The organism is Micromonospora chalcea (assembly GCF_002926165.1).
In the GTDB taxonomy this organism is placed as follows: Bacteria; Actinomycetota; Actinomycetes; order Mycobacteriales; family Micromonosporaceae; genus Micromonospora; species Micromonospora chalcea.
In genome coordinates this window covers 1-26,422 of record NZ_MAGP01000157.1, presented here as the reverse complement: position 1 = coordinate 26,422, position 26,422 = coordinate 1, and the positions used below count along the sequence as shown (strand labels likewise).

At 73.2% G+C, this 26,422-nt stretch carries 30 protein-coding genes, 1 tRNA gene and 1 riboswitch; of the genes, 5 read left to right on the top strand and 26 right to left on the bottom strand.

Going from position 1 to position 26,422, the window contains the following annotated elements; translation table 11 throughout:
- Window positions 1-7: 7 nt before the first annotated feature.
- Window positions 8-99, bottom strand: a riboswitch (glycine riboswitch).
- 59 nt (window positions 100-158) lie between these two features.
- Window positions 159-1,001 carry an NAD-dependent protein deacetylase gene (locus tag BAW75_RS27450; RefSeq protein WP_104115430.1) on the bottom strand — a complete coding sequence of 281 codons (843 nt, stop codon included), beginning with the start codon at window positions 999-1,001 and terminating at the stop codon, window positions 159-161.
- A gap of 80 nt (window positions 1,002-1,081) precedes the next feature.
- Here BAW75_RS27450 and BAW75_RS27445 point away from each other — a divergent pair, with 80 nt between their 5' ends.
- Complete coding sequence (locus BAW75_RS27445) at window positions 1,082-1,738, top strand: NAD(P)H-binding protein (RefSeq protein ID WP_104115428.1); 657 nt, start codon at window positions 1,082-1,084, stop codon at window positions 1,736-1,738.
- Between the two features lie 43 nt (window positions 1,739-1,781).
- On the opposite strand, the gene BAW75_RS33275 is transcribed toward BAW75_RS27445, so the two are convergent.
- From BAW75_RS33275 to BAW75_RS27370, 15 genes are all read right to left on the bottom strand, one after another.
- Window positions 1,782-2,465: a DivIVA domain-containing protein gene (locus BAW75_RS33275; protein ID WP_064445943.1), complete on the bottom strand. Its 684-nt coding sequence runs from the start codon at window positions 2,463-2,465 to the stop codon at window positions 1,782-1,784.
- A gap of 55 nt (window positions 2,466-2,520) precedes the next feature.
- Window positions 2,521-3,681 (bottom strand): globin domain-containing protein, encoded by a 1,161-nt coding sequence (locus tag BAW75_RS27435; RefSeq protein WP_064445942.1) that lies wholly within the window; start codon window positions 3,679-3,681, stop codon window positions 2,521-2,523.
- Between the two features lie 2 nt (window positions 3,682-3,683).
- Window positions 3,684-4,073 (bottom strand): group I truncated hemoglobin, encoded by a 390-nt coding sequence (locus BAW75_RS27430; RefSeq protein ID WP_069089632.1) that lies wholly within the window; start codon window positions 4,071-4,073, stop codon window positions 3,684-3,686.
- A 437-nt stretch (window positions 4,074-4,510) separates the two neighbouring features.
- A complete protein-coding gene (locus tag BAW75_RS27425) occupies window positions 4,511-5,098 on the bottom strand; it encodes a MerR family transcriptional regulator (RefSeq protein WP_069089854.1) in 588 nt (195 codons plus the stop codon).
- A 218-nt stretch (window positions 5,099-5,316) separates the two neighbouring features.
- Window positions 5,317-5,781 (bottom strand): bifunctional nuclease family protein, encoded by a 465-nt coding sequence (locus BAW75_RS27420; protein WP_043330120.1) that lies wholly within the window; start codon window positions 5,779-5,781, stop codon window positions 5,317-5,319.
- A gap of 212 nt (window positions 5,782-5,993) precedes the next feature.
- Window positions 5,994-6,695: a transcriptional regulator FtsR gene (gene ftsR, locus BAW75_RS27415; protein WP_176722889.1), complete on the bottom strand. Its 702-nt coding sequence runs from the start codon at window positions 6,693-6,695 to the stop codon at window positions 5,994-5,996.
- Window positions 6,696-6,745: 50 nt separating this feature from the next.
- On the bottom strand, window positions 6,746-7,198 hold the full coding sequence (gene odhI / locus BAW75_RS27410) for an oxoglutarate dehydrogenase inhibitor Odhl (protein WP_030503922.1): 453 nt from the start codon (window positions 7,196-7,198) through the stop codon (window positions 6,746-6,748).
- Between the two features lie 216 nt (window positions 7,199-7,414).
- Window positions 7,415-7,795 carry a glycine cleavage system protein GcvH gene (gene gcvH, locus BAW75_RS27405; protein WP_043330119.1) on the bottom strand — a complete coding sequence of 127 codons (381 nt, stop codon included), beginning with the start codon at window positions 7,793-7,795 and terminating at the stop codon, window positions 7,415-7,417.
- A gap of 54 nt (window positions 7,796-7,849) precedes the next feature.
- A complete protein-coding gene (locus tag BAW75_RS27400; RefSeq protein WP_043323991.1) occupies window positions 7,850-8,779 on the bottom strand; it encodes a DUF881 domain-containing protein in 930 nt (309 codons plus the stop codon).
- A 10-nt stretch (window positions 8,780-8,789) separates the two neighbouring features.
- Window positions 8,790-9,122, bottom strand: coding sequence for a small basic family protein (locus BAW75_RS27395; protein ID WP_007071104.1), 333 nt, complete (start codon window positions 9,120-9,122; stop codon window positions 8,790-8,792).
- Window positions 9,119-10,075, bottom strand: coding sequence for a DUF881 domain-containing protein (locus tag BAW75_RS27390; RefSeq protein WP_043323986.1), 957 nt, complete (start codon window positions 10,073-10,075; stop codon window positions 9,119-9,121). The genes BAW75_RS27395 and BAW75_RS27390 overlap by 4 nt, the downstream gene beginning before the upstream one ends.
- Entirely contained in the window at window positions 10,072-10,710 is a 639-nt protein-coding gene (gene clsA / locus BAW75_RS27385; RefSeq protein ID WP_104115426.1) for a cardiolipin synthase ClsA, read from the bottom strand. The genes BAW75_RS27390 and clsA overlap by 4 nt, the downstream gene beginning before the upstream one ends.
- A 306-nt stretch (window positions 10,711-11,016) precedes the next feature.
- Complete coding sequence (locus BAW75_RS27380; protein ID WP_043323983.1) at window positions 11,017-11,487, bottom strand: MarR family transcriptional regulator; 471 nt, start codon at window positions 11,485-11,487, stop codon at window positions 11,017-11,019.
- Window positions 11,488-11,535: 48 nt separating this feature from the next.
- The gene (locus BAW75_RS27375; RefSeq protein ID WP_043323981.1) at window positions 11,536-12,723 is read right to left on the bottom strand and encodes a PP2C family protein-serine/threonine phosphatase; all 1,188 of its coding nucleotides are present in this window, start codon (window positions 12,721-12,723) and stop codon (window positions 11,536-11,538) included.
- Window positions 12,724-12,812: 89 nt separating this feature from the next.
- Window positions 12,813-13,559, bottom strand: a complete 747-nt coding sequence (locus BAW75_RS27370; RefSeq protein WP_069089631.1) for an SAM-dependent methyltransferase — start codon at window positions 13,557-13,559, stop codon at window positions 12,813-12,815.
- 128 nt (window positions 13,560-13,687) lie between these two features.
- Here BAW75_RS27370 and BAW75_RS27365 point away from each other — a divergent pair, with 128 nt between their 5' ends.
- The 3 genes from BAW75_RS27365 (at window position 13,688) to BAW75_RS27355 (ending at window position 15,276) form a co-directional block, all read left to right on the top strand.
- Window positions 13,688-14,527 (top strand): universal stress protein, encoded by an 840-nt coding sequence (locus BAW75_RS27365; RefSeq protein WP_104115424.1) that lies wholly within the window; start codon window positions 13,688-13,690, stop codon window positions 14,525-14,527.
- A gap of 69 nt (window positions 14,528-14,596) precedes the next feature.
- Window positions 14,597-14,806: a hypothetical protein gene (locus BAW75_RS27360; RefSeq protein WP_030503913.1), complete on the top strand. Its 210-nt coding sequence runs from the start codon at window positions 14,597-14,599 to the stop codon at window positions 14,804-14,806.
- Window positions 14,803-15,276 (top strand): hypothetical protein, encoded by a 474-nt coding sequence (locus tag BAW75_RS27355; RefSeq protein WP_104115422.1) that lies wholly within the window; start codon window positions 14,803-14,805, stop codon window positions 15,274-15,276. The genes BAW75_RS27360 and BAW75_RS27355 overlap by 4 nt, the downstream gene beginning before the upstream one ends.
- On the opposite strand, the gene BAW75_RS27350 is transcribed toward BAW75_RS27355, so the two are convergent.
- Window positions 15,273-15,473: a hypothetical protein gene (locus BAW75_RS27350; protein WP_043323973.1), complete on the bottom strand. Its 201-nt coding sequence runs from the start codon at window positions 15,471-15,473 to the stop codon at window positions 15,273-15,275. The genes BAW75_RS27355 and BAW75_RS27350 overlap by 4 nt on opposite strands.
- 127 nt (window positions 15,474-15,600) lie before the next feature.
- Here BAW75_RS27350 and BAW75_RS27345 point away from each other — a divergent pair, with 127 nt between their 5' ends.
- The gene (locus BAW75_RS27345) at window positions 15,601-16,257 is read left to right on the top strand and encodes a hypothetical protein (RefSeq protein ID WP_043323971.1); all 657 of its coding nucleotides are present in this window, start codon (window positions 15,601-15,603) and stop codon (window positions 16,255-16,257) included.
- A 5-nt stretch (window positions 16,258-16,262) separates the two neighbouring features.
- Here BAW75_RS27345 and BAW75_RS27340 read toward each other — a convergent pair whose 3' ends face one another.
- The 9 genes from BAW75_RS27340 to BAW75_RS27300 form a co-directional block, all read right to left on the bottom strand.
- Window positions 16,263-16,445 carry a hypothetical protein gene (locus BAW75_RS27340; protein WP_104115419.1) on the bottom strand — a complete coding sequence of 61 codons (183 nt, stop codon included), beginning with the start codon at window positions 16,443-16,445 and terminating at the stop codon, window positions 16,263-16,265.
- A 66-nt stretch (window positions 16,446-16,511) separates the two neighbouring features.
- On the bottom strand, window positions 16,512-16,709 hold the full coding sequence (locus BAW75_RS27335) for a hypothetical protein (protein WP_030503909.1): 198 nt from the start codon (window positions 16,707-16,709) through the stop codon (window positions 16,512-16,514).
- Between the two features lie 45 nt (window positions 16,710-16,754).
- Window positions 16,755-18,518 (bottom strand): selenocysteine-specific translation elongation factor, encoded by a 1,764-nt coding sequence (gene selB / locus BAW75_RS27330; RefSeq protein WP_104115417.1) that lies wholly within the window; start codon window positions 18,516-18,518, stop codon window positions 16,755-16,757.
- A 5-nt stretch (window positions 18,519-18,523) separates the two neighbouring features.
- A complete protein-coding gene (selA, locus tag BAW75_RS27325) occupies window positions 18,524-19,816 on the bottom strand; it encodes an L-seryl-tRNA(Sec) selenium transferase (RefSeq protein WP_104115415.1) in 1,293 nt (430 codons plus the stop codon).
- Between the two features lie 21 nt (window positions 19,817-19,837).
- Window positions 19,838-19,933: transfer RNA gene (locus BAW75_RS32470), tRNA-Sec, on the bottom strand.
- A gap of 45 nt (window positions 19,934-19,978) precedes the next feature.
- On the bottom strand, window positions 19,979-21,154 hold the full coding sequence (nrfD, locus tag BAW75_RS27320; RefSeq protein ID WP_104115414.1) for an NrfD/PsrC family molybdoenzyme membrane anchor subunit: 1,176 nt from the start codon (window positions 21,152-21,154) through the stop codon (window positions 19,979-19,981).
- Window positions 21,151-22,194, bottom strand: coding sequence for a 4Fe-4S dicluster domain-containing protein (locus tag BAW75_RS27315; RefSeq protein ID WP_104115411.1), 1,044 nt, complete (start codon window positions 22,192-22,194; stop codon window positions 21,151-21,153). Before BAW75_RS27315 ends, nrfD begins: the two co-directional genes overlap by 4 nt.
- Window positions 22,187-25,510 carry a formate dehydrogenase gene (fdh, locus tag BAW75_RS27310; RefSeq protein ID WP_244206289.1) on the bottom strand — a complete coding sequence of 1,108 codons (3,324 nt, stop codon included), beginning with the start codon at window positions 25,508-25,510 and terminating at the stop codon, window positions 22,187-22,189. Before fdh ends, BAW75_RS27315 begins: the two co-directional genes overlap by 8 nt.
- A gap of 302 nt (window positions 25,511-25,812) precedes the next feature.
- Complete coding sequence (locus tag BAW75_RS27300) at window positions 25,813-26,403, bottom strand: hypothetical protein (protein WP_104115408.1); 591 nt, start codon at window positions 26,401-26,403, stop codon at window positions 25,813-25,815.
- Between the last annotated feature and the right edge of the window lie 19 nt (window positions 26,404-26,422).

Here is a 26,422-nt window from a genome sequence, read left to right as displayed (position 1 = left end):
CACAGCGCCTGCCCACGTGGTCCTTTTGCCTGAGAGGTTCCGGGGAGAATCTGCCCCTTCGGCGCCGCCGGGATCGGCGGTCTCTCCCACGTGGGTGGTACCGGCACCCCCAACGCTACCAGCGGGCGTGTTTCCGGCTCATGTCCCGGGGTTGTCGATCACACCGGCGCCGGGGCCGCCGCGCACCGGTCCGCCAGCGCGCGCAGGGTGGCGCCCAGCGGCGCGTCCAGGCGCAGCGCCGCGTACCCGTCGCCGCGGGTGACGCCCTGGTTGACGATCGCCACCGGGATGCCGTGGCGGGCCGCGCGCAGCACGAACCGCCGCCCCGACATCACCGTCAACGACGACCCCAGCACCAGCAGCGCCCGGGCCCCCTCCACCAGCGCGAAACAGTCGGCCACCCGCGGCGCGGGCACCGTCTCGCCGAAGAACACCACGTCCGGTTTCAGCATGCCGGTGCCGCACAGCGCGCAGTCGACGGTGCGGAACCCGGTCACCGCCTCGTCCGGCAGGTCCACGTCGCCGTCGGGGTTGACGCGCGCCACCCGCGCGTCGAAACCCGGGTTCGCCTCCGACAGGCGCCGGTGCAGCTCCTCGCGGCCGGTGGCGTTGCCGCAGTCCAGGCACGTCACCTCGTCGAGGCGGCCGTGCAGCTCGATCACCCCGCTGGCGCCGGCGGCGGTGTGCAGCCCGTCGACGTTCTGCGTGATGATGCCGCCGAGCAGCCCGGCCGCCTGCAGCCGCGCCACCGCCCGGTGCCCCTCGTTCGGGGCGGCCCGCGCGATGGTCTGCCAGCCCAGGTGGCTGCGCGCCCAGTACCGCCGCCGCGCCAGCGGATCCCGGGTGAACTCCTGGTACGTCATCGGGGTGTGCCGGCGGGACGCGCCGCTGGGCCCCCGGTAGTCCGGAATGCCCGACTCGGTGGACAGGCCCGCGCCGCTGAGCACCACCACGTCCCCGGCGGCCACCAGCCGCGCCAACGCCTCGAACGCCTCACTCACCCGTCCATGGTCCCTCGCCGGACCCGCACCTCCCACCCGGACGCCCGGCGGGGCGCGCCCGGCCGGGCTACGTTGATCGCATGCGCGTCGTCATCGCCGGAGGGCACGGCAAAATCGCCAAACTGCTGGAGCGGGAACTGGCCGGACGCGCAGACACCGCGCTCGGGCTCATCCGCAACCCCGACCACGCCGCCGCGCTACGCGCCGCCGGCGCCGAACCGGTCCTCTGCGACCTGGAACACACCGACGTCGACACCCTCGCCGCCCACCTGGCCGGCGCCGACGCCGTCGTGTTCGCCGCCGGCGCCGGACCCGGCAGCGGCGCCGCCCGCAAGGACACCGTCGACCGCGGCGCCGCCGTGCTGCTCGCCGACGCCGCCGCACAAGCCGGCGTACGCCGCTACCTGCTGGTCTCCTCCATGGGCGTGGACGACGCACCCGCCGACGGCACCGACGACGTGTGGGCGGCGTACCTGCGGGCCAAGAAAGCCGCCGAGGACGACGTCACCGGCCGGGACCTCGACGTGACGGTGCTGCGGCCCGGCCGGCTCACCGACGACGAACCCGAAGGCCGCATCACGCTGGCCCGGCACGTCACCGGCGGCGCGATCAGCCGCGCCGACGTCGCCCGGGTCCTGCTGGCCCTGCTGTACGCCCCCGGCACCGCCGGGCACACCCTCGAACTGGTCGGCGGCGACACGCCCATCGCCGAAGCGATCACCGCCGTCACCACCTGAGCCATACTGCCCGGCCCGCCGCACCGCAGGCCGGGCGGTACGGTCACCGCTGATGCCGGGGCAACGCCGGCTGCGGCGCGCCGCCACCAGCCGCCGGCAACTCCCGGGAGATCCGCTCCATCGTGCGCGCCAACTGCTCACTACCGTCGTCGAGATGCCGCGCCGCCGCCTGCATGTGGGAGATCATCATCTCGCCGAAGATCCGCAGCGCCTCCCGCGTCGCCACCGAGTCGTCGAAGCTGCCCCCGGCGGCGCTGCGGTACTCCGCCACCGCCCGCTCGGCCTCCTGCTTCGCCTCCTCCGCCGCCGCCCGCATGTAACTCTCGTACTGGGTACGGGCGTACTCGGCCACCCGGCGCGCGTAGTCGTGCGCCTGCGCGATGATCTGCTCGGCCTCCCGCTGCGCCGCCGACAGCAGGTTGACCTCCTTCGCCGCCGGCGCCGCCGGCGCCTTCTCCGCGCTCGGGATCACCCCGTGCCGGTGCAGCTCCAGATGGTCGTTGAGCCGCTCGTTCTCCGCCCGCAGGTCCCCCACCTGCGCCGCCAGCAGATCCAGCTCGTCGGCCACCTGCAACCGGAACCGGTCCACGTCCGCCGGGTCGTACCCGCGCCGGGTGAACGCCGCCGACCCGAACTCCCACCGACGCACCCGGTCCGCGGTCAGCCGCACCTGCACCGGACCCGACACGTGCTGCGAGTCATAGCTGCTGATCGGGCTCGCGCTCACCGGATCACCTCTGTTCGCGACTGCGGGGCTCGCAACCCCGGCTCACTCCTCGCGCTCACCGGATCACCTCTGTTCCCTCGGCCACCGTCCGCCAGGACGGGCCGTACCAGTGCTTGCCGAAACCCTCGTGGTGCAGCTGGCCCGGCTGGTAACCCGCCGCGGTCAGCGCCGCCACCGAGTCACCGACCATCTCGTCGGACCCGCACACGTACACGTGTCTCGACCGCCAGTCCCCGTCGGCCAGCACCCGGTCGGCCAGCCGCACCATCTCCCCCGGCCGCTGCGGATCCGATCCGGCCACGTACGACACCCGCAACCACGGATGCGTCGCCGCCAGCTTGTCGATCGCCTCACTGTCGTAGAACTCCGTACGCGAACGGGCCCCCACATACAGGTCGACCCGCCGCCCGGAACCCTCCGCCGCCACCTGCTCCACCAGCGCCTTCACCGGCGCCCAGCCGGTCCCGGCGGCCAACAGCAGCAGATCCGACGACCCGGCCTGCCACAACGTCAACCGCTCACCCACCGGCGACGCCAGATGGATCTGATCACCCGCCGCGCACCCGTACACCAGACGTGACGACACCACGCCACCCGGCGCGGCCCGCACGTGCAACTCCACCGTGCCGTCCGAACGCGGCGCGTTCGCCGGCGAGTAGTACCGCCACGACCGCACCGCCGGATGCGACACCCCGATCGACTGCCCCGGCCTGAACGGCAGCAGATACTGCGGGCGCACCGTCAGCACCGCCACGTCGAACGTGCGCTGCTCGTGCGACAGCACCTCCGCCACCCACCACGGCGGCGACTGCGACTCCGCCGCCTGCGCGCCGTCGGTCATCACCTGCGCCACCAGGCCGTACGCCGCGGTCCAGTCGGCCGCCAGCTCGTCGGTCCACGCCTCACCGCAGAAATGCCGCAACGTCGCCAGCAGCGCCTCACCGACCGCCGGATAGTGCTCCGCGCGCACCGCGAACTTCCGGTGATCCGCGCCCAGGTCCCGCAGGAACCCGACCAGCTGATCCACCTGGTCCACGTGGGACACCACATGCCCCAGGGCCGCCACCAGACGATCCCGCTGCCCGGCCATGTTCGTCGGGAACATCTGCCGGGTCTCCGGATGCGCCAGGAACAGCGTCGAATAGAAGTAGAGCGGCACCTGGTCGCCGTGCGCGGCGACCAGGGACCAGCTCTGCTTCAGCCGTGCCGCGTCCACGCTCAGGCATCCCCCGCCGACACGACCTGATCGCGGACCTGCCCGAGCACGACCTGCACGTCGGCGATCACGTCGGCCGGCACGCCCAGCTCCACCAGCGTCGCCGTCAGGTGCTCACCGACCTTCGCGTAGTGCTCACCCGGAATGTTCAACGGCTGGTGCGCCTCGGCCAGCCCACGACCGGCGTACTCGTTCGGCCCACCGAGCACCACCGCCAGCATGAGCGCCAGGTGCCGCCGCTGCTCCACCATGTCCACCCCGGTGAAGTAGCCCGCGAGATCCGCATCGGCCAGCACCTTGTCGTAGAACAACTCCACAGCGGCCTTCACCGCCGCCGCGCCGCCGATGCGCTCGTAATGGGAGATCGGGGTGGTCTCGCTCGTCACCGTCATGCTCGGTCCTTCCACCAGGGGTCCGCGGGCAGCGCCGCGTCAGGGGCTCACCGTCCGGCGCGCGAAGTCACACAGCGTTCCACCGTGACGTCGACACGCCGACGATCGGAACGGACGATAGCGCGCCCCCCACCACGCTTCACGCCGCCCCTGTCCCGATCCCGAGAACCGTCAACTACGGACAGTCAACAACAGCCGCGGATACGATGAACACACCGCAGTCAGCCGAGCACCCCCGGTCAACCCGCAGCGCGTACCGTCCCTTTCGGACATTGCGCACCGACCAGCCGCGACCTGCGGATACACCGACCGGGCCGCGCCCGACCACCGGACCGGGCCCGCCTGGCCCCCGCACAGCACACCCCGTCACCAAAACACGAATCGCGCCGCACCCTTTTCGGGCGCGGCGCGATCCCGTCAACGAGACGCGACGCAGGTCACCCGGCCCGGCGCCGCGCCCGACGCGCCGCCAGCTCGTCACCCACCGCGTCCGCCTCCGGCTCCGCCGCCGGAGCGGCCGGCTCCTGCCCACCCACCGGCTCCGCCGGCAGATGCGACAACGAACCCTGGATCTCCTTGAACGCCCCACCGATCGCGATGCCGAACACGCCCTGGCCGCCCTGCAACAGGTCGACCACCTCCTCCGGCGACCGGCACTCATACACAGTCGTCCCGTCGGAAATCAACGTGATGCCCGCAAGATCATCCACCCCACGCGACCGCAACGCCTCGATCGCCTTCCGAATGTTCTGCAACGACACCCCGGCGTCCAGCAGCCGCTTCACGACCTTCAACACCACCAGGTCGCGGAACGAGTACAACCTCGACGTCCCCGAACCCGAAGCATCACGCACACTCGGCACCACAAGCGCCGTACGCGCCCAGTAGTCCAACTGCCGGTAACTGATGCCCACCGCCGAACACGCGGTCACACCCCGGTAGCCGACCTCACCGTCACCGACCGACTCAGGCCCCACACCCGCCTGCTGCTCCGCACCCGGACCAGGATCCCGCGGCTCGTGCATCCGGACCAACCTCCCCGCGTCCGTGGCGGTGCCGCGCCGACTCCCCGTCACGCGCACCCCTCGACACGGCAACCCTATCGCCGCCGCCCGCACTTCACCCGCAGGAGACACCGCGACACGCCGCGCGACCCCCCGGCACCAACGACACACGGCGGCCAGCCATCACCCACAGTGACAACCACCGCCGCGCCGACCCCGGCCACCCGGCCGGGCACACCTCAACCCGCGAAGTCCTCCGGACGCACCTGATCCAGGAACTCCCGGAACTTCTCCACCTCGTCCTCCTGCTCGTCCGGAATCACGATCCCCGCCTCGCCGAGGACCTGCTCCGCACAACGAATCGGAGCGCCGACCCGCAACGCCAACGCGATCGAGTCACTCGGCCGCGCCGACACCCGCACCCCGTCACCCAGCAGCAGATCCGCGTAGAACACGTTGTCCTTCAACTCGGTGATCTCCACCGCCCGCAACGGCGCCTGCAACGCCGCCAGCACATCCCGCAGAAGATCATGCGTCAACGGCCGGGCCGGCTTGACCCCCTGCTGCTCGTAAGCGATCGCCGTCGCCTCGACCGCGCCGATCCAGATCGGCAGATAGCGGTCCCCCTCGACCTCCCGCAGCAGGACGATCGGCTGGTTGCTCGGCAACTCCACCCGAACTCCGACCACGCTCAGCTCGCGCACCGCCGCCTCCGTGTCGTCGTCACCTTGCACCGCGCCCCTCCCTGCACGGTACACGGACCAGGACACAGGAGTCCCACACGCTACGTGCACCACGCCTCGCCGGAGGGGCTTACCCCGGCAAGCCTACGACACGCTCCCCCGACCAGATCTTTCCGCGCCACCCCACGACGAAGGGCCGGGCGTCCACGACACCCGGCCCTTCACCGACAACCTCACCGGCCCAACGTCGACCGCAGCCCCACCCGCACCAACGCCGCGTGCAACCGCTGCGACAACGCCACCAGCTCCCGCGCCGTCTCCGCCGCACGAGCCCGCGCCGCCGGATCACTCTGCCGCGCCAACGGCGCCACAAGCTGCGCGAACAAACCGACCTCACGATCCGCCGCCGACCGGTACGCCCGCAGATGCCGAGGCTCCAACCCGTACGCCGCCAGACCCGCCACCGCACTCGCGATGATCAAAGCATCCGCGTCGTACCACCCCGGCGGATCCGACACCAGCACACCGAGCCGCTCCAACTCCGCAAGCGTCGACTCGTCCACGCCGCTACGCGAGATCAGCCCCGCCCGGTCCAGCCGCACCTCCGACGACTCGACCGAATCCACCGGCTCCCGGCCCGGCACCTCACCACCCGGACCCACAGCCACCAGATTCGGCCGCCCCCGCCCCGGCGACGGACCAGAACCGTCCCACTCGGCCAACTGCTCCCGGATCACCCGCAACGGCAGATACTGATCCCGCTGCGCGGTCAACACGAACCGCAGCCGCGCCACATCGTCCCAGCCGTACTTGCGATAACCCGCCGGCGTCCGCTGCGGCTCCACCAGGCCCTCGGCCTCCAGGAACCGCAACTTCGAGATCGTGACGTCCGGAAACTCCGGCCGCAACTGAGCCAGCACCTCGCCGATACTCATCAGCGCAGGCGCCCGCCCAGCCCCGGACGGCGTCGAAGCCGCAGGCTCGTTCACCCCCGGCCGGCCTCACCCTCCGGGCGCGGACCGGCGATGAACACCACCCGGAACTTACCGATCTGCACCTCGTCACCGTTGCTCAACGTCGCCGCCTCGACCCGCTCACGATTCACGTACGTGCCGTTCAGGCTGCCCACATCCCGCACCGTGAACGTCCCACCGTCCCGGTGGAACTCCGCGTGCCGACGCGACACCGTCACATCGTCCAGGAAGATGTCACTGTCCGGGTGCCGCCCACTCGTCGTCACGTCGTGGTCCAACAGGAACCGGGCGCCCGCGTTCGGACCCCGGCGAACCACCAGCAACGCCATACCCGGCGGCAAAGAACCGGACATCCGGCTCGGCACCACATCGGTGTCCGGCCCCTCCAGCACTTCGTCGAGCGAACCGAGATTGAGCGTCGAAGTGACGTCGAGCGGGGGGAACTCGTCGTCTGGGCGCGTCATGGGACCACCTCACGGATCTGTTCGGTCGGCGTCAGGAAATGGCGGGTCTGGCCGCCGGGCAACACCACACCCGGCGGCTGGCTCCCCGTGCCCGGGAAGGCGCATTCCGCAACGCTCAAACTATTGGTTCTCGGTCGACTGGGCGAGCCTAGCCAGCGCCGAAATGCAGGGCAACCGGACGCGCGGAACCACGCCGCCGCCCGGAACAGCACGAACTCAGCTCTCGGTGAGCTCGCGGTACGCATCAGCGGTCAACAACCCCTCGACCGCCGCCGGATCATCCGGAGTGATCTCCACCAACCACCCCGCACCGTACGGATCCGTGTTGATCACCTCAGGGGTGTCGGCAAGCGCCTCGTTGCGCGCCGCCACCGTGCCGCTCAACGGCGCGTAGATCTCCGACACGCTCTTCGTCGACTCGATCTCGCCCAGCGACTCGCCCGCCGCCACCACCGAACCGGAATCCGGCAGCTGCACGAACACGATGTCACCCAGAGCGTCCTGCGCGAAGTGCGTGATACCGACGCGGACGACACCACCGTCACCACCGACCACCCACTCGTGCTCGGCGGTGTACCGCAGATCCTCAGGAATCACCAACTGCGTCCTTCGTCATCGGTGCACCGGAAAAACCGGCGCGGCCGCGCCCGGTCAGGAAACCGGCCGCGCGTGGTCCAGCTTGATCGGCGCGTGCAGCTGCGAAACCTCCACAACCTCACGATCCTCGGAGGTCACGTTACCGCCGCCGTCCCGCACCGATGCGACCACCCCGCCAGGAATGTTCAACGCCGTACGCATCGTCGCCGGATCCCCGATCACCATGATCGTAAACGGACCCGTCAACCGCCGCCCGTCCACCACCAGAACACCATCGGCCCCGTCCACGAAATACGTCGACGCGATGATCCGCACCGCCGAACCATCAGCGCCCTGGATCTGCATCGCCTCCGCGCCCGCACCCCGCAGCTCCTGCACCGCGTCCAGGATCCGCGTCGACGACACCGCCTTCGCCGGCCCCGAGAACCGCACCTCCAGCCCCGGACCCACCGCCGGCAACGTACCCGCCAGGATGCCCAGCTCGTCCGCCCGCCGCGTCGCCTCCTCCAGCGCCGCCTGCCGGCCCTGCTCACCCGAGCGCAACTGCCGCTGACTCTCCTCCAGGGCGTCGATGTCCTGACGCAGCCGCCGCTCCCGCGAATCCAGATCCGACGAGATCCGCACCAGATCCTCCTCCCGCGTCGCCGCGAGCGTCGGATCCGTCGACGTCGTCTTCAACTGCACCACGAGCGTGAAACCCAGCAACGCCAGCAGCACCGCGATCATCAGACCCGCCGAGGAGAACCGCCGCGACCGCGACGGCCGCGCCACCGCACCCGGCTCCGGCTCGGACTCCGGCACCGCCTCCCGCTCCGCCGGCTCCGACGACTCATCCGGCGCCGGCTCCACCGGCGCCAACGGGCTCAACTCGTCCGGATCGGGCGCGTCCGGGCGCGGATCCGGCTCACCCGCCGGACCCGACGGCCGCTCCGGCTCCACCGGACGCGGCCACCCCGTCCCCGTCTCCCTGTGTTCCTCACTCATCGCCACAAACCTACGCCCGGAACAGGTGCCGACGGATCGCCGCCACATTTCCGAAGATGCGCACCCCGAGCACGACCACCACACCCGTGGACAACTGACCACCCACGCCCAACTGGTCACCCAGGTACACGATCAACCCCGCCACCAGCACGTTCGAGATGAACGACACCACGAACTGCTTGTCGTCGAAGATCCGGTCCAGCTTCGCCCGCACCCCACCGAACACCGCGTCCAACGCGGCCACCACCGCGATCGGCAGATACGGCTGCAACGCCGCCGGCACCGTGGGGTCCAGATACACCCCGAGCACCACACCGGCGAGCAACGCCAGCACCGCGATCATCGGCCACCTCCCGAGGGGCTGGAAGAACCACCCGGGCCGGACGACCCGGGACTCGACGAACCGGCAGCCCCCGAACCCGACGGACGCGGACTCGGACTGACCGAAGGCTCGGCGTAGCGTAGCCGCGGCTGCGGCGCCGCCGGCAAGGTGAGGTCGTCGACCCGCTTCACCCCGAACGACAGCCCCGTCGTCCGCGCCACCTCACGCATGAGCGCCGCCGCCCGGCTCTCGTTGAACCGGTCCCGCATCGACCGCGGCCCGATCGCCTGCACCTCGTACGGGCCCGTCACCGGCCGGTAGTCCACCAGGATCGCCTCACCCGCCGACCGGATCGTCGACGTCGCGGTCAACCGCTGGCCGTTCACCGCCACCGCCTCGGCGCCCGCCGCCCACAACGCGTTGGCCACCTTCTGCAGATCCGAGTACAGCACCCGGGACGGGCCCGCGTCCCCGCTGGTCACGCCGTCCTGGTCCGCCGTCGCGTCGGCCAGCCGCACCACCACGCCGTCACCGCGCACCCGAGCCAGACCGGTGCCCGCCTCCAGCGTGCGCAACCGGGACGCCTGCGAACCGCTCAGCGCCGCGTCCCGCTGCCGGCCGACCTCCTCGCGCAACTGCTCGGCCCGCTCGGTCAACCGGTCGGTCGCCGCCTCACGCCCCTTGATCTCGGCGATCAGCCCCGCCCGCGCCGTCGCCCGGCTCGGCTCCTCCGCCATCGTCTCCCGGTACGCCACCGCGAACAGGAACCCGATCACCGCCAGGACGAGCAGGCTCACCGGGCGGCCCAGCACCTGCCGCACCCGCGACATGCCACCCGCCGCCCGGCGCGCCGCCGCGTCCCCGTACCCCGGGTCCAGCGGATTGCGGAACAGCTCGGTCAGGAAGTCCGGCGCGTACACCCGGCTCGACGGGTCGCGCTCCTTCTCCGCGTCGCCGGACGCCGGCCCGGTCACACCGCCACCTCCGCGCGCCGCGCCCGCATCTGCCGTACGAGACGGCTCGCCTGCACCACGTACATCGCGCCGGCCACCCAGTAGAGGACCAGACCCCACCAGCCCAGGCCCCAGCCGATCGCGCCGGCCGCGGTGCCGATGTCCGGCACGGCGTCGGCCAGCAGCAGGATCGGGAACGCCGCCAGCAGCAGGAAGGTGGCGGTCTTGCCCACGTAGTGCACCGGCGGCGGGCCGTAGCCGTAGCGGCGCAGCACGCCGAGAGAGACCAGCAGCAGCAACTCGCGGGCCAGCAGCGCCCCGGTGAACTGCCAGGGCACCACCTCCCGCGCGGTGAAGGCCAGCAGCGTGGCCAGGATGTAGAGCCGGTCGGCCAGCGGGTCGAGCAGTTCGCCGAGCCGGCTCACCTGCCCCAGCCGGCGGGCGATCCAGCCGTCCACCCAGTCGCTGGTGCCGCCCACGGCGAGCACCACGATGGCCGCGACGTCGGCGCGGACCACGAGGAACAGGTAGAGGAAGATCGGCACGCCGACGAGCCGGACGAAGCTGATCAGGTTGGGCAGCGTGAGGACGCGGTCTCCCACGACCGTGGCGTCCCCGGAATCCGGGTGCTCCGCTGGAGCCGGCCGACGCGACACCGAACCCTCCCTTCGCAGCACGGTCCGGCAGCCGGACGAGCGGCCGCTGGAGGGACGTGCGCGTTGCCGGCCGGTCAGACGCCGGCGCCCTCTGTGATCCCGGGCTGGGACCTCCCCCGACGCGGCCGGTGATCACCGGCCGCTCAGTTGCGCTGCCACTATATCGGGCTCCCCCGCTCCGGCCGGTGGCCGCGCTGCGCCGTTGCTCAGTGTTGTGAGGGTGGGGACCGTCACAACCGCTATGGCATCCTAGGACACTAGCTGACCATCACGGCCGTTGGTCAGGATCAGCGCCCGGGGTGGGACTCAGGCGGTGCGGGCGGTGGAGTCGGAGCCCGCCTGCGGCGCGACCGCCGCGGCGGCCTGACTGAACGCCACGAGCGCCAGCAGCAGCTCGTGCTGCGCACGGTTGGGCATCCGGTCGAGCACCGCCTGGACCGCACGGTGCCGGCGCTGCTGCAGGTCGCGCAGCAACGTGTCCGCCGCCGCGGTCGGGATCAGGCGCACCTCTCGCCTGTCACGCGGGTCGGCCACCCGGCGCAGCAGGCCGACGGCCTCCAGGCGGTCACAGAGCCGGCTCGCCGACGACGGGACCACGTCCAGCAGCTCGGCCAGCCGGTTCACGTTGGTGTCCGGATGGGACACGATCAGCGACAGCACCCGCAGCTGCGTCGGCGAGACGCTGACGGTGTGCCGTGAGGTCGCGGAGTCGAGCACACCGATGAGCGCCTCGGCAGCCGACTCGATGGCCGCGGCAAGATTCGGAGGTCGCTCCACCCGCTGTCCCCTGCGATCGTCCCGCTCGTGTTCGCTCCGCCGCCCCGATCACTGCCCCGTGACGTCGTCGGACCGGCCGGAACCGCGCCAGTCCAGGCAGACGACGACCGCGTCGTCACGGAGATCCGCGTCGGCGTGGTACGCATGCAGTTCGCGCATCACCGTACCAACTGCCTCGGTCGCCGGCTGCAGCCGAGTAGCCCGCATCGCGCGCGCCATGGCCCGGACGCCGTACGGCTCCTGCCCGTCGGGCTCCGCCGCGTACACCCCGTCGCTGACCACGAAGAGACGATCGCCCGGCTCCAGAGTGAACTCCTGCACGTCGTACCGGGTCTCGGCGAACATGCCCAACGGCAGTTGCTGCTCCAACGCGATCGGGGTGACCCGCCTCCCCCGCAGCCGCAGCAGTTGCGGGGAACCGGCGTCCACCGCCCGCACCACGCCCCGGCGGCTGTCCAGCTCCAGCAGCAGCGTGGCCACGTGCCGGCCGCCCCGGTGCTGGTAGTAGATGGTGTCCGAGGCCAGCTCCGCCTGCTCGACCAGGCTGCCGCCGGAACGCCGGGCGTTGCGCATGGCGTTCACCGTCATCGCCGTGAGCAGCGACGCGGCCAGCCCGCTGCCGGTGCCGTTGAGCACGGTGAGGGTGAGCCGCTCACAGTCCACCGACCAGTCGAAGTGGTCACCGCCCACCGTGTACGCCGGTTCGAGCTGCCCGGCCAGCAACGCGTCGCCGTGGCGCACGCTGCGCCCCGGCAACAGGTCCCACTGCATCTCCGCAGCCATGCTCAGCCGTTCCCGCCGCCGGGCGCGGCGGTACCTGTCGGTCTCCCGGTCGGCCGCGCGGATGGCCACGGCCAGCTCGCCGGCGGCGTCCCGCGCCGCCTCCACTGTGGCCGCGTCCGGGTCACCGGGCAGCTCGACCATCAGGACGCCGAGCCGCTCCCCCCACACCGACAGCGGCAGGTAGGCCCGGCAGCGGCCGTCGTCGATGATGTCCAGGACCGGCTCCTGGCTGCTGAAGCAGCGTTGCGCCACGGTGTGTGCCGGCAACGGGCCACCGTCGGGCACGTCCGGGTCGAGCACCGGCCAGAGGCCGCTGGCGCGGTAGTCGGCGACGAACACCTCCGCCCGCGCGGCCCCGAGCGTCTGGCGCAGCACCGCGTCCGCGGTCTCCACCAGCTGGTCGGGTGGCGCCGTGCGCAGGGCACGTGACACCGATCCGGACGCCTCCGGCATGCTCATCCTCCGATGACGACTATTGCTACAGAGCAAACATCATACGAAGGACCCCCGACCGCCGAACGGCCCGCCTCGACCGGCGCGGCTCAGTCCGCCGGCCGCAGCGCCAACGCGCCGTAGAACGCGTCCGGCACCGGCTCCGGCTCACCCTCGGGCCGCCACCGGGCCACCGGCACGACGCCCTCGTCGGTGGGACGCCAGCGGCCCAGCAGCGGCGCGAACCGCTCGGGCGCGCGCATCCGGAACGCCGGGCCCATCATGGCCAGCGCCTGCGGATGCCCGGCCAGCTCCTCGCTGTCGAAGTCGATCGCCAGCCGGCTGCCCGGCGCGACCGCCCGGTACAACTCGTCCAGCGTACGGGCGAGCGTGTCGTCGTCCAGGAACGCGGCCAGCCCGAGGAACACCACTCCTACCGGCCGTCTCCCCCACCCCGGCACGAAACGGTGCAGCTGCGCCCGGTCGACGGTGCCGATGTCGGTGGCGTCGCCGTAGCCGTAACCGGCGCGGTCACTGCCGGCGAGCAGGCGCTGGCCGAGCCGGACCGTCTCCGGGTCGACGTCGGTGTAGAGGACCGTCGCCTCCGGTGCGACCTCGTGCACGTTTCCGCAGGTGGGCACGCCCGCACCGAAGACCAGGAAGCTGTCCACGCCGTCGCCGGCCATGGCGCGAACGGTCCGGCCCAGGAAACCGCGCAGCGAGCGGAAGATCGCCGCGCAGGGCCCGTACGCCGCCTCGAACGCGGCGGCCGCGGCGACGTCGACCGGACGGTGGTGCCGGCCGCCGAGCCAGTAGTCGATCATGCGGGCGGTGCTCGGTCCGTCCGGCTGATCCATCGACGGGCCTCCCTCCCTGGGCGCTGTCCGCCAGCGTACCGACCGGGCGACCGGCGCGGTATCGCCCCGGGCCGGTCCCGCCCGCCGCGATACTGGCCGCGGGAGCGCCGGCCACGAGGAGGTACCTGGTGAACTCCGCTGACGGTGCGGCCGTGGTGGTCGGGGTGGACGGCTCCGAGCCGGCGACCCGGGCCGTGCTCCTGGCCGCCCGGGAGGCCGCCCGCCGCAACCGGCCGCTGCGGGTGGTCCACGGATTCATCTGGCCGCTGCTGGGCGTACCGGTGGCCGCTCCGGCCGGGGCGCCGCCGCACGCCGGCCTGCGTCACCAGGCCGAGCAACTGGTCGCCGACGCGGTCAACGCGGCCCAGGCGCAGGAGCGCGGGCTGCGCATCACCGGCGAGATCATCGACGGGGAGGCGGCCGCCGTGCTGATCGGCGAGTCCCCCACCGCCGCGCTGATCGTGCTCGGCGACCGGGGTCTCGGCGGGTTCGCCTCGCTGGTGATCGGCTCGGTCGCGCTGCAGGTCACCGCGTACGCCGACTGCCCGGTGCTGGTGGCCCGGGGCGCCGCCCGCGACACCGGCCCGGTGGTGGCCGGGGTGGACGGCTCCGCGCTGTCCCGCGCCGCCGTCGAGTTCGCCGCCGAAACGGCGTCCCACCGCGGCGCCCCGCTGCGTGTGCTGCACGCCCATTCGGGCGGCCGGTCGGCGCAGGCCGACGAGCAGGAGCGGGTCCTGGCCGAGTCGGTCGCCGGCGTCGCCGAGCGCTGGCCGGACGTGCCGATCAACCGGGAGGCGGTGCGGGCCCGCCCGGTCACGGCGCTGACCGAGGCGTCCCGGGACGCCCAACTGGTCGTGGTGGGCCGGCAAGGCCGCGGCGAGCTCAGCGGCTTGCTGCTCGGCTCGGTGAGCCAGGGGATCCTGCACCGCGCCGCGTGCCCGGTCGCTGTCGTCCGCGCCCCGGCCTGAGCGCACGGTTGGCCCCGGCCCGGGCGGGTAGACGGGTTCGTCAGCCGACGGCGACCCGAGGAGGCAGTGATGGCAGGACCCCGTCCGGGCAGCAACGCGTACGACAAGCAACGGGCACGGCTGCGCGACCTCGTCGAGCAGTCCGGGCGCGCCACCGACAAGGAGGCCAACCAGGTCGCCAACCGGATCCTGCAGGACGACCGTGGGCAACGCGGCGTGGTCCGGGGCGAACGGACCTACGGCCCCAAGGGCAACCGGGAACCGGGTGACCCGAAGTGAGAGCGGCATCCGCCGTCGACGGCGCCATCGCGGGCGCCGTCGGCAGCGCCGTGCTCAACGCGGTCTCCTACCTCGACATGGCGCTGCGGGCGCGGCCGGCGCGCAGCACCCCGGAGTCGGTGGCCGGACGGCTGGCCGACGTCACGCACGTCGACCTGGGCCCCGGCGACGAGGCGGCGAACCGCCGTTCCGGTCTGGGGCCACTGCTCGGGTACGCCACAGGCATCGCCGCGGGGGCCGCGTTCGGTCTGCTCGCCGGACACCGGCGGATCCCGTTGCCGCTGGCCACGGTGCTGCTCGGCGGTGGGGTGATGGCCACCTCGGACGGCTCGATGACGGTGCTGGGCGTGACCGACCCGCGTACCTGGCGGCGCGCCGACTGGGTCTCCGACCTGATCCCGCACCTGGCGTACGGGCTGTCGGCCGCAGCCACCTGGCGGCGGCTGCGGCCGGCGTCGGCTCGCGGTTAGCTCTCGTCGTCGGCAACCGGCTCACCGGCCGGACCGTACGGCGACACCTGACCCTTCGGAACGGGCCGTCCCGCGTCGGCGTTCGACGTGCCCCGGCTCCGCGAACGGCCGCCCGCCTGGGTGGCCGTCTTGCGGCTGTCCTGGCTGGTGGCGCCGAGATCGTTCCGGCGCAGTTCCTCCTGCTGCGGCTTGACCACGGCTCTCTCCTTCCCGGTGGGGCGCACGGCCGTCGGCCGCGCACCAGACAGGCGTACCCGTCGCCGCCCGGCGCATTCCGGATCGGCCCAGGGGTCTGGCCGGGTCCGGGACGGGTAAGCCGGATGGATGCCAGACGATCGCAACGTCGCGCGCGCCCTGCTGGACCGGCAGTCCCGCACGTACGCGGAGGAGGCGGGGATCACCCTCGCCGACCGGCCCGGCCCGCTCTACCAGTTGCTGGTGCTCACCACGCTGCTGAGCACCCGGATCCGGGCGTCGGTGGCGGTGGCCGCCGCCCGGGAGCTGTTCGCCGCCGGTTACCGCACGCCGCAGACGATGGAGGCGGCGAGCTGGCAGGACCGGGTCGACGCGCTGGGCCGGGGCCACTACCGGCGCTACGACGAGCGGACCGCGACCATGCTCGGCACCGGCGCCCGGCTCTGCCTGGACCGCTGGCACGGCGACCTGCGCCGGCTGCACCAGGAGGCCGGCGCCGACCGGGCCGCGCTGCGCCGGTTTCTCACCGAGTTCCCCGGCATCGGCCCCACCGGGGCGGACATCTTTTTGCGCGAGGCGCAGTCGGTGTGGCCGGACGTGCGCCCGTACGCCGACCGGCGCACGCTGGCCGGGGCGAAGCGGCTGGGCCTGCCGGCGAGCCCCGGCGACCTGGTCGGGCTGGTCGGCGAGGCCGACTTCGGGCGGCTGGCGTCGGCGCTGGTGCGGGTGGCGCTGGGCGAGGAGTCGGCCGGCGAGGTGAGCCGCAGCGCCGCCACGGCGCGCTGAGAGCGCTACTTGGCCGGCCCGGGCTTGGTCAGGTTCCAGGCCAGCAGCGAGGCGAGCAGCGCGAGCAGCACCACACCGCCGGAGACGCCGCCCTCGCTGTCGTCGCCGCGGCTTCCCGAGAAGCCGAAGTAGATCACGGCCAGTCCGGCCAGCACGGTGATGAACGTACGCAGTCCCCTGTCCTTCACGCCCGCACCGTACGACCGGCAGCGCCGCCCGGGGCGGGGATCGGGCGGCCGTCCCCCGTCCGGGTGTCAGTCCGTCTCCAGGTCGTCCAGGGAAATCGCGTGGGTCATCAGCCAGCGGGCCAGCGCGGCCATCCCGAACAGCCACAGCGGCGCCGACTCGGTGGGGCCGTTCGTGGCGTAGATGGCGAACCTCAGGTCCGGTGCGCGGTACGCCTCGATCCGCCACTTGTGGTTCTTGTCCCGCCAGACCGCGGAAGGGTCCATGGCGTCACGGTAGGTGACCGGAGCGGGCGGGCGACGCCTGTTGCGTCAGCCCGGCGGGCGGAGCACCTCGCGGGCGTCGTCGGGCAGCCGCCGGGTGGCGCCGCGCCGGTCCAGCAGCTCCAGCAGCGGCACCGCCACCCGGCGGGTGGTGCCGAGCGCCTGCCGGGCGGCGCTGAGCGTGAACGGCTGCGGCAGCCCGGCCAGGACGCGCACCGCGTCGTCCGGTGCGCCGGGGAGCAGCACCACGTTCTCGGCGAGCTTCAGCAGCGCGCCGGCCCGGACGGCGGCGCCGATCTCGCGGGGGCCGAGCCCGAGGTCGGCCAGGTGGTGCGCCTCGGGCGCCTGGAACGGTCGGTCGCCGTACTCGGCCCGGACCCGGTCCACCGCCCGCGCCACCGGATCGGGCAGCGTGTGCTGCCCGGCGGCGGTGACCAGGCCGTCGCGCAGCCGCAGCGGCGGGCGCAGCAGCGCCGTGACCAGCGCGCGGTCGGGCACGTCGAGCCGGTGCCGCAGCACGTCGACCGGTACGCCCGCGGCCAGCGGATGCTCGGCGGTGTACCGGGTCACCTCCTCGGTGAGGCGGCGGCCCAGGTCCCGCCAGTGCTCCGGGTCGGCCAGCCACTGCCCGGCCACCGGCGTCGCGGTCGGCGGCACGCCCATCCGGGTCAGGTCCCCGGCCCGGATCAGCAGCCGCCGGCGCAGCTCCCCGGCCAGGTCCGGGCGCCCGTCCAGCCGGGCGAGCACTGCTGCGCGGGCCGCTGCCGCGCCTCGGCGGCGCAGCGGCGGCGGGTCCACGTCCAGCACCGTGACGCCACCGCAGACGTGGTGCCGGCCGGGGTCGCGCAGCAGCGCCCGGTCCCCGATGAGCAGCGGCAGCGGCCGGGCCAGGCGCAGCCGGACCGTGTCCGGGCCCAGCGGCCGGACCCGGGCGGGCACCGCCGCCGAGCCGGCGTGCAGCATGAGCGTGGCCGGCAGGTCGGCGGCCGGGTCGCCGGACAGGCGCACGTCGAGCAGGTCGGTACGCCCGAACCGGCCGGGTGTGAGCAGCGCGTCGCCACGCCCGACGCGGTCCCGGGGCAGGCCGCGCAGGTTCACCGCGACCCGGGCCACCGCCTCGACGGCGGTGTGCGCGGCGCCGAGGGAGTGCAGCCCGCGTACCCGCACCGCCTCGCCGGTGCCGGCCAGCTCCAGTTCGTCGCCGACGCGCAGCCGGCCGCCGCCGAGCGTGCCGGTGACCACGGTGCCGCTGCCGCGTACCGTGAACGCGCGGTCCACCCAGAGCCGCACCGGCGCGTCAGCGGCCGGGTCGGGCAGCCGGGCGGTCAGGCGGTCCAGCGCGGCGCGCAGCTCGGGCAGTCCGGCGCCGGTGACCGCGGAGACCGGCACCGCCTCCACCTCGCCCAGCGACGTCGCGGCGATCTCCGTGCGGGCCCGCGCCGTCGCCGGCCCTGGGTCGGCGAGGTCCGCGCGGGTCACCGCGAGCAGCCCGTACGACACACCCAGCGCGTCCAGCGCGGCCAGGTGCTCGGCGGACTGCGGCATCCAGCCCTCGTCGGCGGCCACCACGATCAGCGCGGCCGGGACCGGGCCGACACCGGCGAGCATGTTCGGCACGAACCGCTCGTGCCCGGGTACGTCGACGAAGGCGACGGTGCCGCCGGAGGGCAGCGTGGTCCAGGCGAAGCCGAGGTCGATGGTCATGCCCCGGCGGCGTTCCTCCGCCCACCGGTCCGGTTCCATCCCGGTCAGCGCCCGCACCAGCGTCGACTTGCCGTGGTCGACGTGCCCGGCGGTGGCCACCACCCACATGCCGGTCAGTCCTCCACGCTCAGCACGGCCACACGGACCCGGTCGTCGGCGCCCTCCGGCACGGCGCGCAGGTCCAGCAGGAGCCGGCCCTGCAGCACCCGTCCGAGGACCGCCGGGTCGCCGGCGCGCAGCGGCTCGGCGTACCGCTCGGGCAGGCTCAGCGCCCACGAGTCCAGCTCCACGCCGGGCGCCCCGCCGCCGCCGACGACTGCCGCGCTGGGCACCACCTCGGCCTTGCAGCCGTCCTCACCGAGCCGGTCACGCAGCCGCTCCACCCGCTCCCGCAGCCGGACCGGGTCGGCGTGCAGCGCGTCGCGGGTGGGCGTGGTCGGGGCGTACAGGGTGGCGGCGAGCGCGGCGAGGGTGAGCTTGTCGACGCGCAGCGCCCGCGCGAGGGGGTGCCGGCGCAGCCGGTGCACCAGGTCGGCGTCGCCGAGCAGCAGACCGGCCTGCGGGCCGCCGAGCAGCTTGTCGCCGCTGGCGGTGACCAGGTGCGCGCCCGCGCGCAGCGTGGTGGCGGCGTCCGGCTCGTCGGGCAGCAGCGGGTCGGGCGCGAGCAGGCCCGACCCGATGTCGACCACCACCGGTACGCCGAGCGTGGCCAGCTCGGCGACCGGCACCGCCGAGGTGAAGCCGGTGACCACGAAGTTCGACGGGTGCACCTTCAGCACGAACCCGGTGTGCTCGCCGATCGCGGCTTCGTAGTCGGCGCGCGTGGTGCGGTTGGTGGTGCCCACCTCGCGCAGCCGCGCGCCGGTGCTGGCCAGCAGGTCGGGCAGGCGGAACCCGTCGCCGATCTCGACCAGCTCACCGCGGCTGACCACGATCTCCCGGCCGGCGGCGAGCGCGGTCGCGGCCAGCGCCAGCGCGGCGGCGCCGTTGTTCACCACGTGCACCGCCCCGGCGTCCGGCACGGCGGCGGCGAGCGCGTCCAGCGCCTCCCGGCCGCGCCGCGCCCGCCGTCCGGTACGCAGGTCCAGCTCCACGTCGGTGTGCCCGGCGGCGGCCACGAGCGCGTCCACGGCGGACGGGGCGAGCGGGGCACGGCCCAGGTTGGTGTGCAGCACGACGCCGGTGGCGTTGAGCACGGCGCGTGGCGTACGGCCGGGCAGGTCGGCGAGCGCCGCGTCGCGTACCTGATCGGGGGTCAGCTCGCCGCGGCGGGCGCGGTCCTGCGCGCTGACGATCGCGGCCTTGACCCGGTCGCGGCCCAGCGTCACGGCGGCGGCGGCCAGCGCGGGATCGGCGAGCAGCGCGTCGGTGCGCGGCACCCGCCGTCGCGGGTCGACCTCACGCATCGCGCACTCCCGGGAACGGTTTGGCGGAGACGGACGGGAATCGAACCCGCCTGGCCCGGGTCCCGGACCACACCGGTTTTGAAGACCGGGAGGGGCACCAGCCGCCTGAACGCCTCCACGCAGCAGTCAACCACAGCGGACGGGAGGCCGCCCGGGGAGGTGTCAGACCTGGTCGGCGGCCCGCCGGTCGGCGCGTTCGCGCTGCGGCACCACCGTGTACCGCGGATCGCGTGCCGAGGCGACGCCGCCGTGGAAGATCCCGAACCGGGTGCACACCGACGCGGCGATCAGCGCGCCGCCGGACAGCGCGGACAGCACCCGGCTGCGGCGACCGACCAGCGCGCCGACCACACCGGCGGCGGTCAGCGCGCGGCCCGCGCGCAGCAGCTTGCCGGGTGTGCCCTGCGTGTAGGGCTCGCTGAGCAGCCCGAGCCGGTTCTCCACCCGGTGCGAACCCCACAGCTCCATCGCCGCGCCCGCGACCGCGAGGCGCCGCGCCGGACCGGCCTGGGCGCAGGGCGCGGCCACCAGCCCGACACCGGCGCCGCTGGCCAGCGCGCTGCCCGCGAAGATAGCCGGCAGTTCCGGGTACGCCTCGTGCCACGACGGCACCGCCGTGTCCGCCAGCAGCACCCCGGTGTACGTGGCCAGCGCGGGCGCGGTGACGGCGGCGACCACACCGGCGGTGTGCCCGGCCGGGGGCAGCAGCCGGCGGCCGAGCCCCAGCACGCCGCGCTCGGGCAGCAGCGGCGCCGCCTCGGCGATCGCGGCGAGCCCGGCGGCCGGGCCGAACACGCTGAGGATCCAGGTGCCCACCGACATCGGCGAGGTCACCTTCGCCACCCGCAGCATGTGGTGGAACCGGGACGGCCGGCCCAGGTCGTGGACCAGGAAGTACGTGCTCGCGCCCACCGCCGCCAGGGCGGTGACCCGGCCGGCGCGGCGCAGCGCCGGGCGGCCGGTGAGCTGCCCGCCCGCGGCCAGCAGCGACGAGCCGGCGGCGAGCCCGCCGGTGAACAGGTACGCGGCGATGTCCCACCGCCACACCGGCGGCTTGAGGACGGGCCGGCCGTAGTAGGAGGTGAACTCGGCCGGCGGCACGTTGAGCTGCTCACCACCACCCTTGCCGCCCCGGCGCCGGCGCGGGGCCGCGTCGCGGGGCGGGTGCGGGGCCAGCCGCGCGTCGCGGGAACCCGCGTCGGTGCGTCCCACGCCGGGACCGGCCGCGGTGGCCCGGCTGCCGTTCTCCCGCTCGGCGGCGCCGCGGTCCTCCGGTCCCGTGGACAGGCGCTCGCGGAAGCGGCGGAACAGGTCACCGACCGGGCGGTCCGGGCTCACGACGATCCTCCGACGAACGCGGCGACGGCAGCCGCCGCCATGGCCAGCGCGGCGAACCCGGCCCGCTTCCACATCTTCGGCAGGTCCCGGGTGGTGACCACCGGGTCCGGCGGCAGCCCGTACGCCTCCGGCTCGTCGAGCAGCAGGAAGAACGCGCCGTCGCCGCCCACGCCGTCGGTCGGGTCGTGGCCGTACAGCCGCGCCTCCGGCACGCCCCGCTCGTGCAGCGCGGCGACCCGCGTGGCGGCCCGTTCCCGCAGCTCGTCGAGCGGGCCGTACTGGATCGACTCGGTCGGGCACGCCTGCGCGCAGGCGGGCGTCATGCCCGCGCCGATCCGGTCGTAGCACAGCGTGCACTTCCACGCCCGGCCATCGCCCTTGCGCTGGTCGATCACGCCGTACGGGCAGGCGGAGATGCAGTAGCCGCAGCCGTTGCAGATGTCCTCCTGCACCACCACCGTGCCGAACTCGGTGCGGAACAACGAACCGGTCGGGCACACGTCCAGGCAGGCCGCGTGCGTGCAGTGCTTGCACACGTCGGACATCATCAGCCAGCGGAAGTCGGTGCGGGTCTCCGCGCCGCTGTCCCGCCCGGGCGGCTGCGCGCCGGGCATGCCGAGGAACTCCGGACCGGCCGCCATCCGTGCCGCCGCCTCCGGCCGCCCCGGCGGCAGACCGGGGTTCGTGCCGGTGTCGGGGGCCGTGCCCGCGCCGACCGCCGCGGACGCGGGGCTGGTCGCCGGGCCGGTCGGGTCACCGGCGAACGCCGGCGTACGGTGCCCGGCCGGGCGGGGCTGCTCGATGAACGCCACGTGCCGCCACGAGTTCGCGGTCAGCGCGCCGGTGTTGTCGTACGACATGCCGAGCAGGTCGAACCCGGAGTCCGGGACGCCGTTCCACTCCTTGCAGGCCACCTCGCACGCCTTGCAGCCGATGCAGACGCTGGTGTCGGTGAAGAAGCCCATCCGGGGCGGCGCTTCGACCCAGCCCGCGTCGGGGGCCGGGTCCAGCGGACCGTACAGGCTGTTGGCGTCAGGCATGCGGCTCCCCGTCCTGGTGCGCGGCGGGCGACTGCTCGTCGGTGCTGCCGGCGGCGTCGTCCCCGCCGGCCGCGTCGGTGGTCACCAGCGGGATCTTCCGGTCCGGCGTCATCCCGGCCCGCCGCTGGTAGTCGCCGACCAGGTCCAGCAGCGGCGGACCGGTGGGACGACGGCCGGGCCGGATGTCGCAGGTGCCGACCTTGCTCTCCTGGATGAGCACGTTCGGGTCCAGCGTGATGCCGAACAGGTCGTTCGCCGAGTCGCCGGTGACCAGACCCTCGGTGCCGAAGTGGTACGGCAGCCACACCTGGTGGATGATCCGCCCGTCCACCCGCAGCGGAGTGAGCCGATCGGTGACCAGCACCCGCGCCTCGATCACCGCGCGGCCGCTGATCAGGTGCGCCCAGCCCAGGTGCGCCAGCCCGACCTCGCCGGCCAGTTCCGGGGACACCTCGACGAACATCTCCGGCTGCAGCTCGGCCAGGCGCGGCACGGTACGGCTCATCCCACCGGCGGTGTGGTGCTCGGTGAGGCGGCTGACCGTGAACACGTACGGGAAGACCTGGCTGTGCGGCTCCGGCGGACTCGGGTTCATCCGGTTGATCGGGTGCTCGTAGATCTTGCGGGTCGGGTTGGCCTGCTGACCGTAGAGCGGGTTGCGCATCGGCGACTCGGCCGGCTCGTAGTGCGTCGGCAGCGGGCCGTCCAGGACGCCGCTCGGCGCGTACAGCCACGCCTTGCCGTCGCCCTGCATGACGAACGGGTCGTCACCGGCGAGCGCGGCCGGCCCGGAGGCGCCCTCCGGCGGCCGGTACGACGGCGGCTTCGTCTTCTCGAAGTCCGGCACGTCGTAGCCGGTCCACTCGCCGGCATCCGGGTCCCACCAGACGTACTTCTTGCGCTCGCTCCACGGCCGGCCCTCGGGGTCGGCGGAGGCGCGGTTGTAGAGCGTGCGGCGGTTCGCCGGCCACGCCCAGCCCCACTCGGCGGCCACCCAGTCCTGCTCGTGGCGGGACCGGCGGCGGGCCGCCTGGTTCACCCCGTCGGCGTAGACGCCGGAGTAGATCCAGCAGCCGATCGCCGTCGAGCCGTCGTCGCGGGCCTCGCCGAACGCGTTCAGTGGGCGGCCGGTCGCCACCTCGTACCCGTTGATCTCCTTGAGCACCGCCTCGGCGCTCGGCTCCGCGTGCGGACCGTGCGTGGGGTAGTCCCAGGCCAGGTCCAGCAGCGCCCGGTCGCGGCGCTCGGTGGAGCCGGCCAGCTTCTCCCGCAGCACGCGGCCGAGGTGGTAGAAGAACCACAGCTCGGAGCGGGCGTCGCCCGGCGGGTCGACGGCCTTCTCCCGCCACTGCAGCAGCCGCTGCGTCTGGGTGAACGTGCCCTCCTTCTCCACGTGCGAGGCCGCCGGCAGGAAGAACACCTCGGTGCGGCACTCCTCCGGGACGATCTCACCGGTGGCGACCTCCGGGCCGTTCTTCCAGAACGTGGCGCTCTCGATCATGAACAGGTCGCGGACCACGAGCCAGTCGAGGTTGGCCATGCCGAGGCGCTGGGCACGGCCGTGCGCCGAGCCGACCGCCGGGTTCTGGCCGAGCAGGAAATAGCCCTTCACCTTGCCGTCGATCATGTTCAGGACCTGCTGGTACGTGCCGTGGTCGCCGGTCATCCGGGGCATGTAGCCGTAGCAGAAGTCGTTCTCCGGCGTCGCCGCGTCACCCCAGTACGCCTTGAGCAGGCTCGCCGCGAACGCCCGCGAGTTGCCCCAGAAGCCCTTCTGGCCCGGGTGCCGGATGCTGTCCACCCACCTGTCGAACGTCGGGTGGTCGGCGTGGTGCGGCATCGGCAGGTAGCCGGGCAGCAGGTTGAACAGCGTCGGGATGTCGGTGGAGCCCTGGATGCTGGCGTGACCGCGCAGCGCCAGGATGCCACCGCCCGGACGGCCCATGTTGCCCAGCAGCGTCTGAATGATCGAGCCGGTGCGGATGTACTGCACGCCCACGCTGTGCTGCGTCCAGCCGACCGAGTAGACGAGCGCGCCGGTGCGCTCCCGCCCCGAGTTCTCCGTCCAGGCGCGCGCCAGTTCGAGGAACTTCTCCTCCGGGATGCCGCACACGCGGGCCACCATCTCCGGGGTGTAGCGGGAGAAGTGCCGCTTCAGGATCTGGTAGACGCAGCGCGGGTGCTGCAACGTCTCGTCCCGCGGGGCCTGCGCCGGCACCGGCTCGCCGTGCGACTCGTGCTCCAGCCCGGAGGCCGAGTCGCGTTCCTTGCCGGTGCCCCGGACCTTGGCGTTGTCCTCCTGCCCCTCGTACTGCCAGCTCGCGTGGTCGTACGAGCCGGTGTCCGGGTTGTAGCCGGAGAACAGGCCGTCCAGGTCCTCGGTGTCGGCGAACCGCTCGCTGACGATGTTGGCCGCGTTGGTGTACGCCAGCACGTACTCCCGGAAGTCGAGCTCGTTGTCCAGGATGTAGCGCACCACGCCGCCGAGCAGCGCGATGTCCGTGCCCGCCCGGATCGGCAGGTACGTGTCGGCGAGCGCGCTGGTGCGCGTGAACCGCGGGTCGACGTGGAAGACCTTCGCGCCGCGCTTCTTCGCCTCCATCACCCACTGGAAACCCACCGGGTGGGCCTCGGCCATGTTCGAGCCCTGGATGATGATGACGTCAGCGTTGGCGAGATCCTGCTGGAAGTCCGTGGCGCCGCCGCGACCGAAGCTGGTCCCCAGACCGGGGACGGTGGCGGAGTGTCAAATACGGGCCTGGTTCTCGATCTGGAGTGCCCCCATCGCGGTGAACAGCTTCTTGATGAGGTAGTTCTCCTCGTTGTCCAGCGTCGCGCCGCCGAGGCTGGAGATGCCGAGCGTCCGGTTCAGCGGACGACCCTCGTCGTCGACGTCCTCCCAGGTCTCCGCGCGGGCGGCGAGGATCCGGTCGGCGATCATGTCGAGCGCGACGTCGAGGTCCAGGTCTTCCCACTCGGTCGCGTACGGCCGGCGGTAGCGGACCTTCGTCTGGCGCAGCGGGCTGGTCACCAGGCTCTTGCTGGCCGAGCCCTTCGGGCAGAGCCGGCCACGCGAGATCGGGCTGTCCGGGTCGCCCTCGATCTGGGTGACCTTGCCGTCGGAATGGAAGACGCGCTGCCCGCAGCCGACCGCGCAGTACGGGCAGACCGAGCGGGCCATGCCGTCGGCGGTCTCGGTGCGGGCGGTCAGCGCGGCGGAGCGCGCCGACTGGGCGGCGGCGCCGCGACCGAGCGGATCGGTGCCGGTGAGTTGCCGGTAGACCGGCCACCCCTGGATGAAGGTCTTCAGACCCACCCGGGCACCCCCTCAGCGTCGAGAACGGCTCTCACCTCTTCCTTCTCACCCTAGGCCAGCCGCCGGAGGCGTGCGAGTCGAGCCCACAGACAGAGCCGCCCCGGCCATTCGGCCGGAGCGGCTCTGGGCGTCGGTGTGCATGTCGCCTCTCGGCGAGTGGCGCGACGCGGCTCCAGCCGAACGGTATTCCGCGAAGGCAATTTAGGTGAGGCCCGGGGACACTGGACACACCGACGCTCTGCACAACGGTACCGGGGTCACGGTTCTTCCGCTCGTTCCTCGTGACCCCGGTCACCGCCGGGTCAGCTGTTCCAGTGCTCGGCGACCAGGTCGGCGGCCTGCTGCTCCCACTGGGCGTAGTGGTCGGGGTACGCGCTGACCTGGACGGTCTGGGCGGCGACGGTCAGCGGCATGTCGCGCCAGCCGTCGACCTGCTTCAGGCCCTTCAGGAACGCGGTGGTGGAGTATTCGGGGTCGGTGATCTGCTCGACCGTGCCCCAACCGGAGGAGGGGCGCTGCTGGAACAGGCCCTGCGAGTCGTGGTCGTTACGGTCACCGAGGTGGCCGAGGTTTTCCAGCTTCGACTCCTGCAGGGCGGTGGCGATGGAGACGACGGCGGCGCGTTCGTCCATGCCGGCCTTCTTGGTGGCGGCGATGATGGCCTTGACGTTGGCGGTCTGCTCGTCATTGAGGTCGATGTGGGACTGGGTGCCCTGCACGCCGTGCGGGATCAGCGCGGCGCTGTCGAGCTTCGCGGCCTGGGTGGTGGTGACCGCGGCGGCGTCGCGGGTGGTGGGGGTGCTGGTGTCGTGGTTGAGGGGGCCGGCGGCGAGGCCACCGGCGACGGTCAGACCGGCGATACCGAGGATGCTCTTACGCAGGATCGTGTTCATGAGGGGGCTCCATTCGGGG

Coding starts and splice junctions, on each gene's coding strand:
- BAW75_RS27445 (WP_104115428.1), top strand. CDS start 1,082: ATGCGCGTCGTCATCGCCGGAGGGCACGGCAAAATCGCCAAACTGCTG.
- BAW75_RS27430 (WP_069089632.1), bottom strand. CDS start 4,073: ATGACGGTGACGAGCGAGACCACCCCGATCTCCCATTACGAGCGCATC.
- BAW75_RS27425 (WP_069089854.1), bottom strand. CDS start 5,098: ATGCACGAGCCGCGGGATCCTGGTCCGGGTGCGGAGCAGCAGGCGGGT.
- ftsR (WP_176722889.1), bottom strand. CDS start 6,695: ATGAGTATCGGCGAGGTGCTGGCTCAGTTGCGGCCGGAGTTTCCGGAC.
- odhI (WP_030503922.1), bottom strand. CDS start 7,198: ATGACGCGCCCAGACGACGAGTTCCCCCCGCTCGACGTCACTTCGACG.
- BAW75_RS27400 (WP_043323991.1), bottom strand. CDS start 8,779: ATGAGTGAGGAACACAGGGAGACGGGGACGGGGTGGCCGCGTCCGGTG.
- BAW75_RS27395 (WP_007071104.1), bottom strand. CDS start 9,122: ATGATCGCGGTGCTGGCGTTGCTCGCCGGTGTGGTGCTCGGGGTGTAT.
- BAW75_RS27375 (WP_043323981.1), bottom strand. CDS start 12,723: ATGCCGGAGGCGTCCGGATCGGTGTCACGTGCCCTGCGCACGGCGCCA.
- BAW75_RS27370 (WP_069089631.1), bottom strand. CDS start 13,559: ATGGATCAGCCGGACGGACCGAGCACCGCCCGCATGATCGACTACTGG.
- BAW75_RS27360 (WP_030503913.1), top strand. CDS start 14,597: ATGGCAGGACCCCGTCCGGGCAGCAACGCGTACGACAAGCAACGGGCA.
- BAW75_RS27345 (WP_043323971.1), top strand. CDS start 15,601: ATGCCAGACGATCGCAACGTCGCGCGCGCCCTGCTGGACCGGCAGTCC.
- BAW75_RS27335 (WP_030503909.1), bottom strand. CDS start 16,709: ATGGACCCTTCCGCGGTCTGGCGGGACAAGAACCACAAGTGGCGGATC.
- selB (WP_104115417.1), bottom strand. CDS start 18,518: ATGTGGGTGGTGGCCACCGCCGGGCACGTCGACCACGGCAAGTCGACG.
- selA (WP_104115415.1), bottom strand. CDS start 19,816: ATGCGTGAGGTCGACCCGCGACGGCGGGTGCCGCGCACCGACGCGCTG.
- BAW75_RS27315 (WP_104115411.1), bottom strand. CDS start 22,194: ATGCCTGACGCCAACAGCCTGTACGGTCCGCTGGACCCGGCCCCCGAC.
- BAW75_RS27300 (WP_104115408.1), bottom strand. CDS start 26,403: ATGAACACGATCCTGCGTAAGAGCATCCTCGGTATCGCCGGTCTGACC.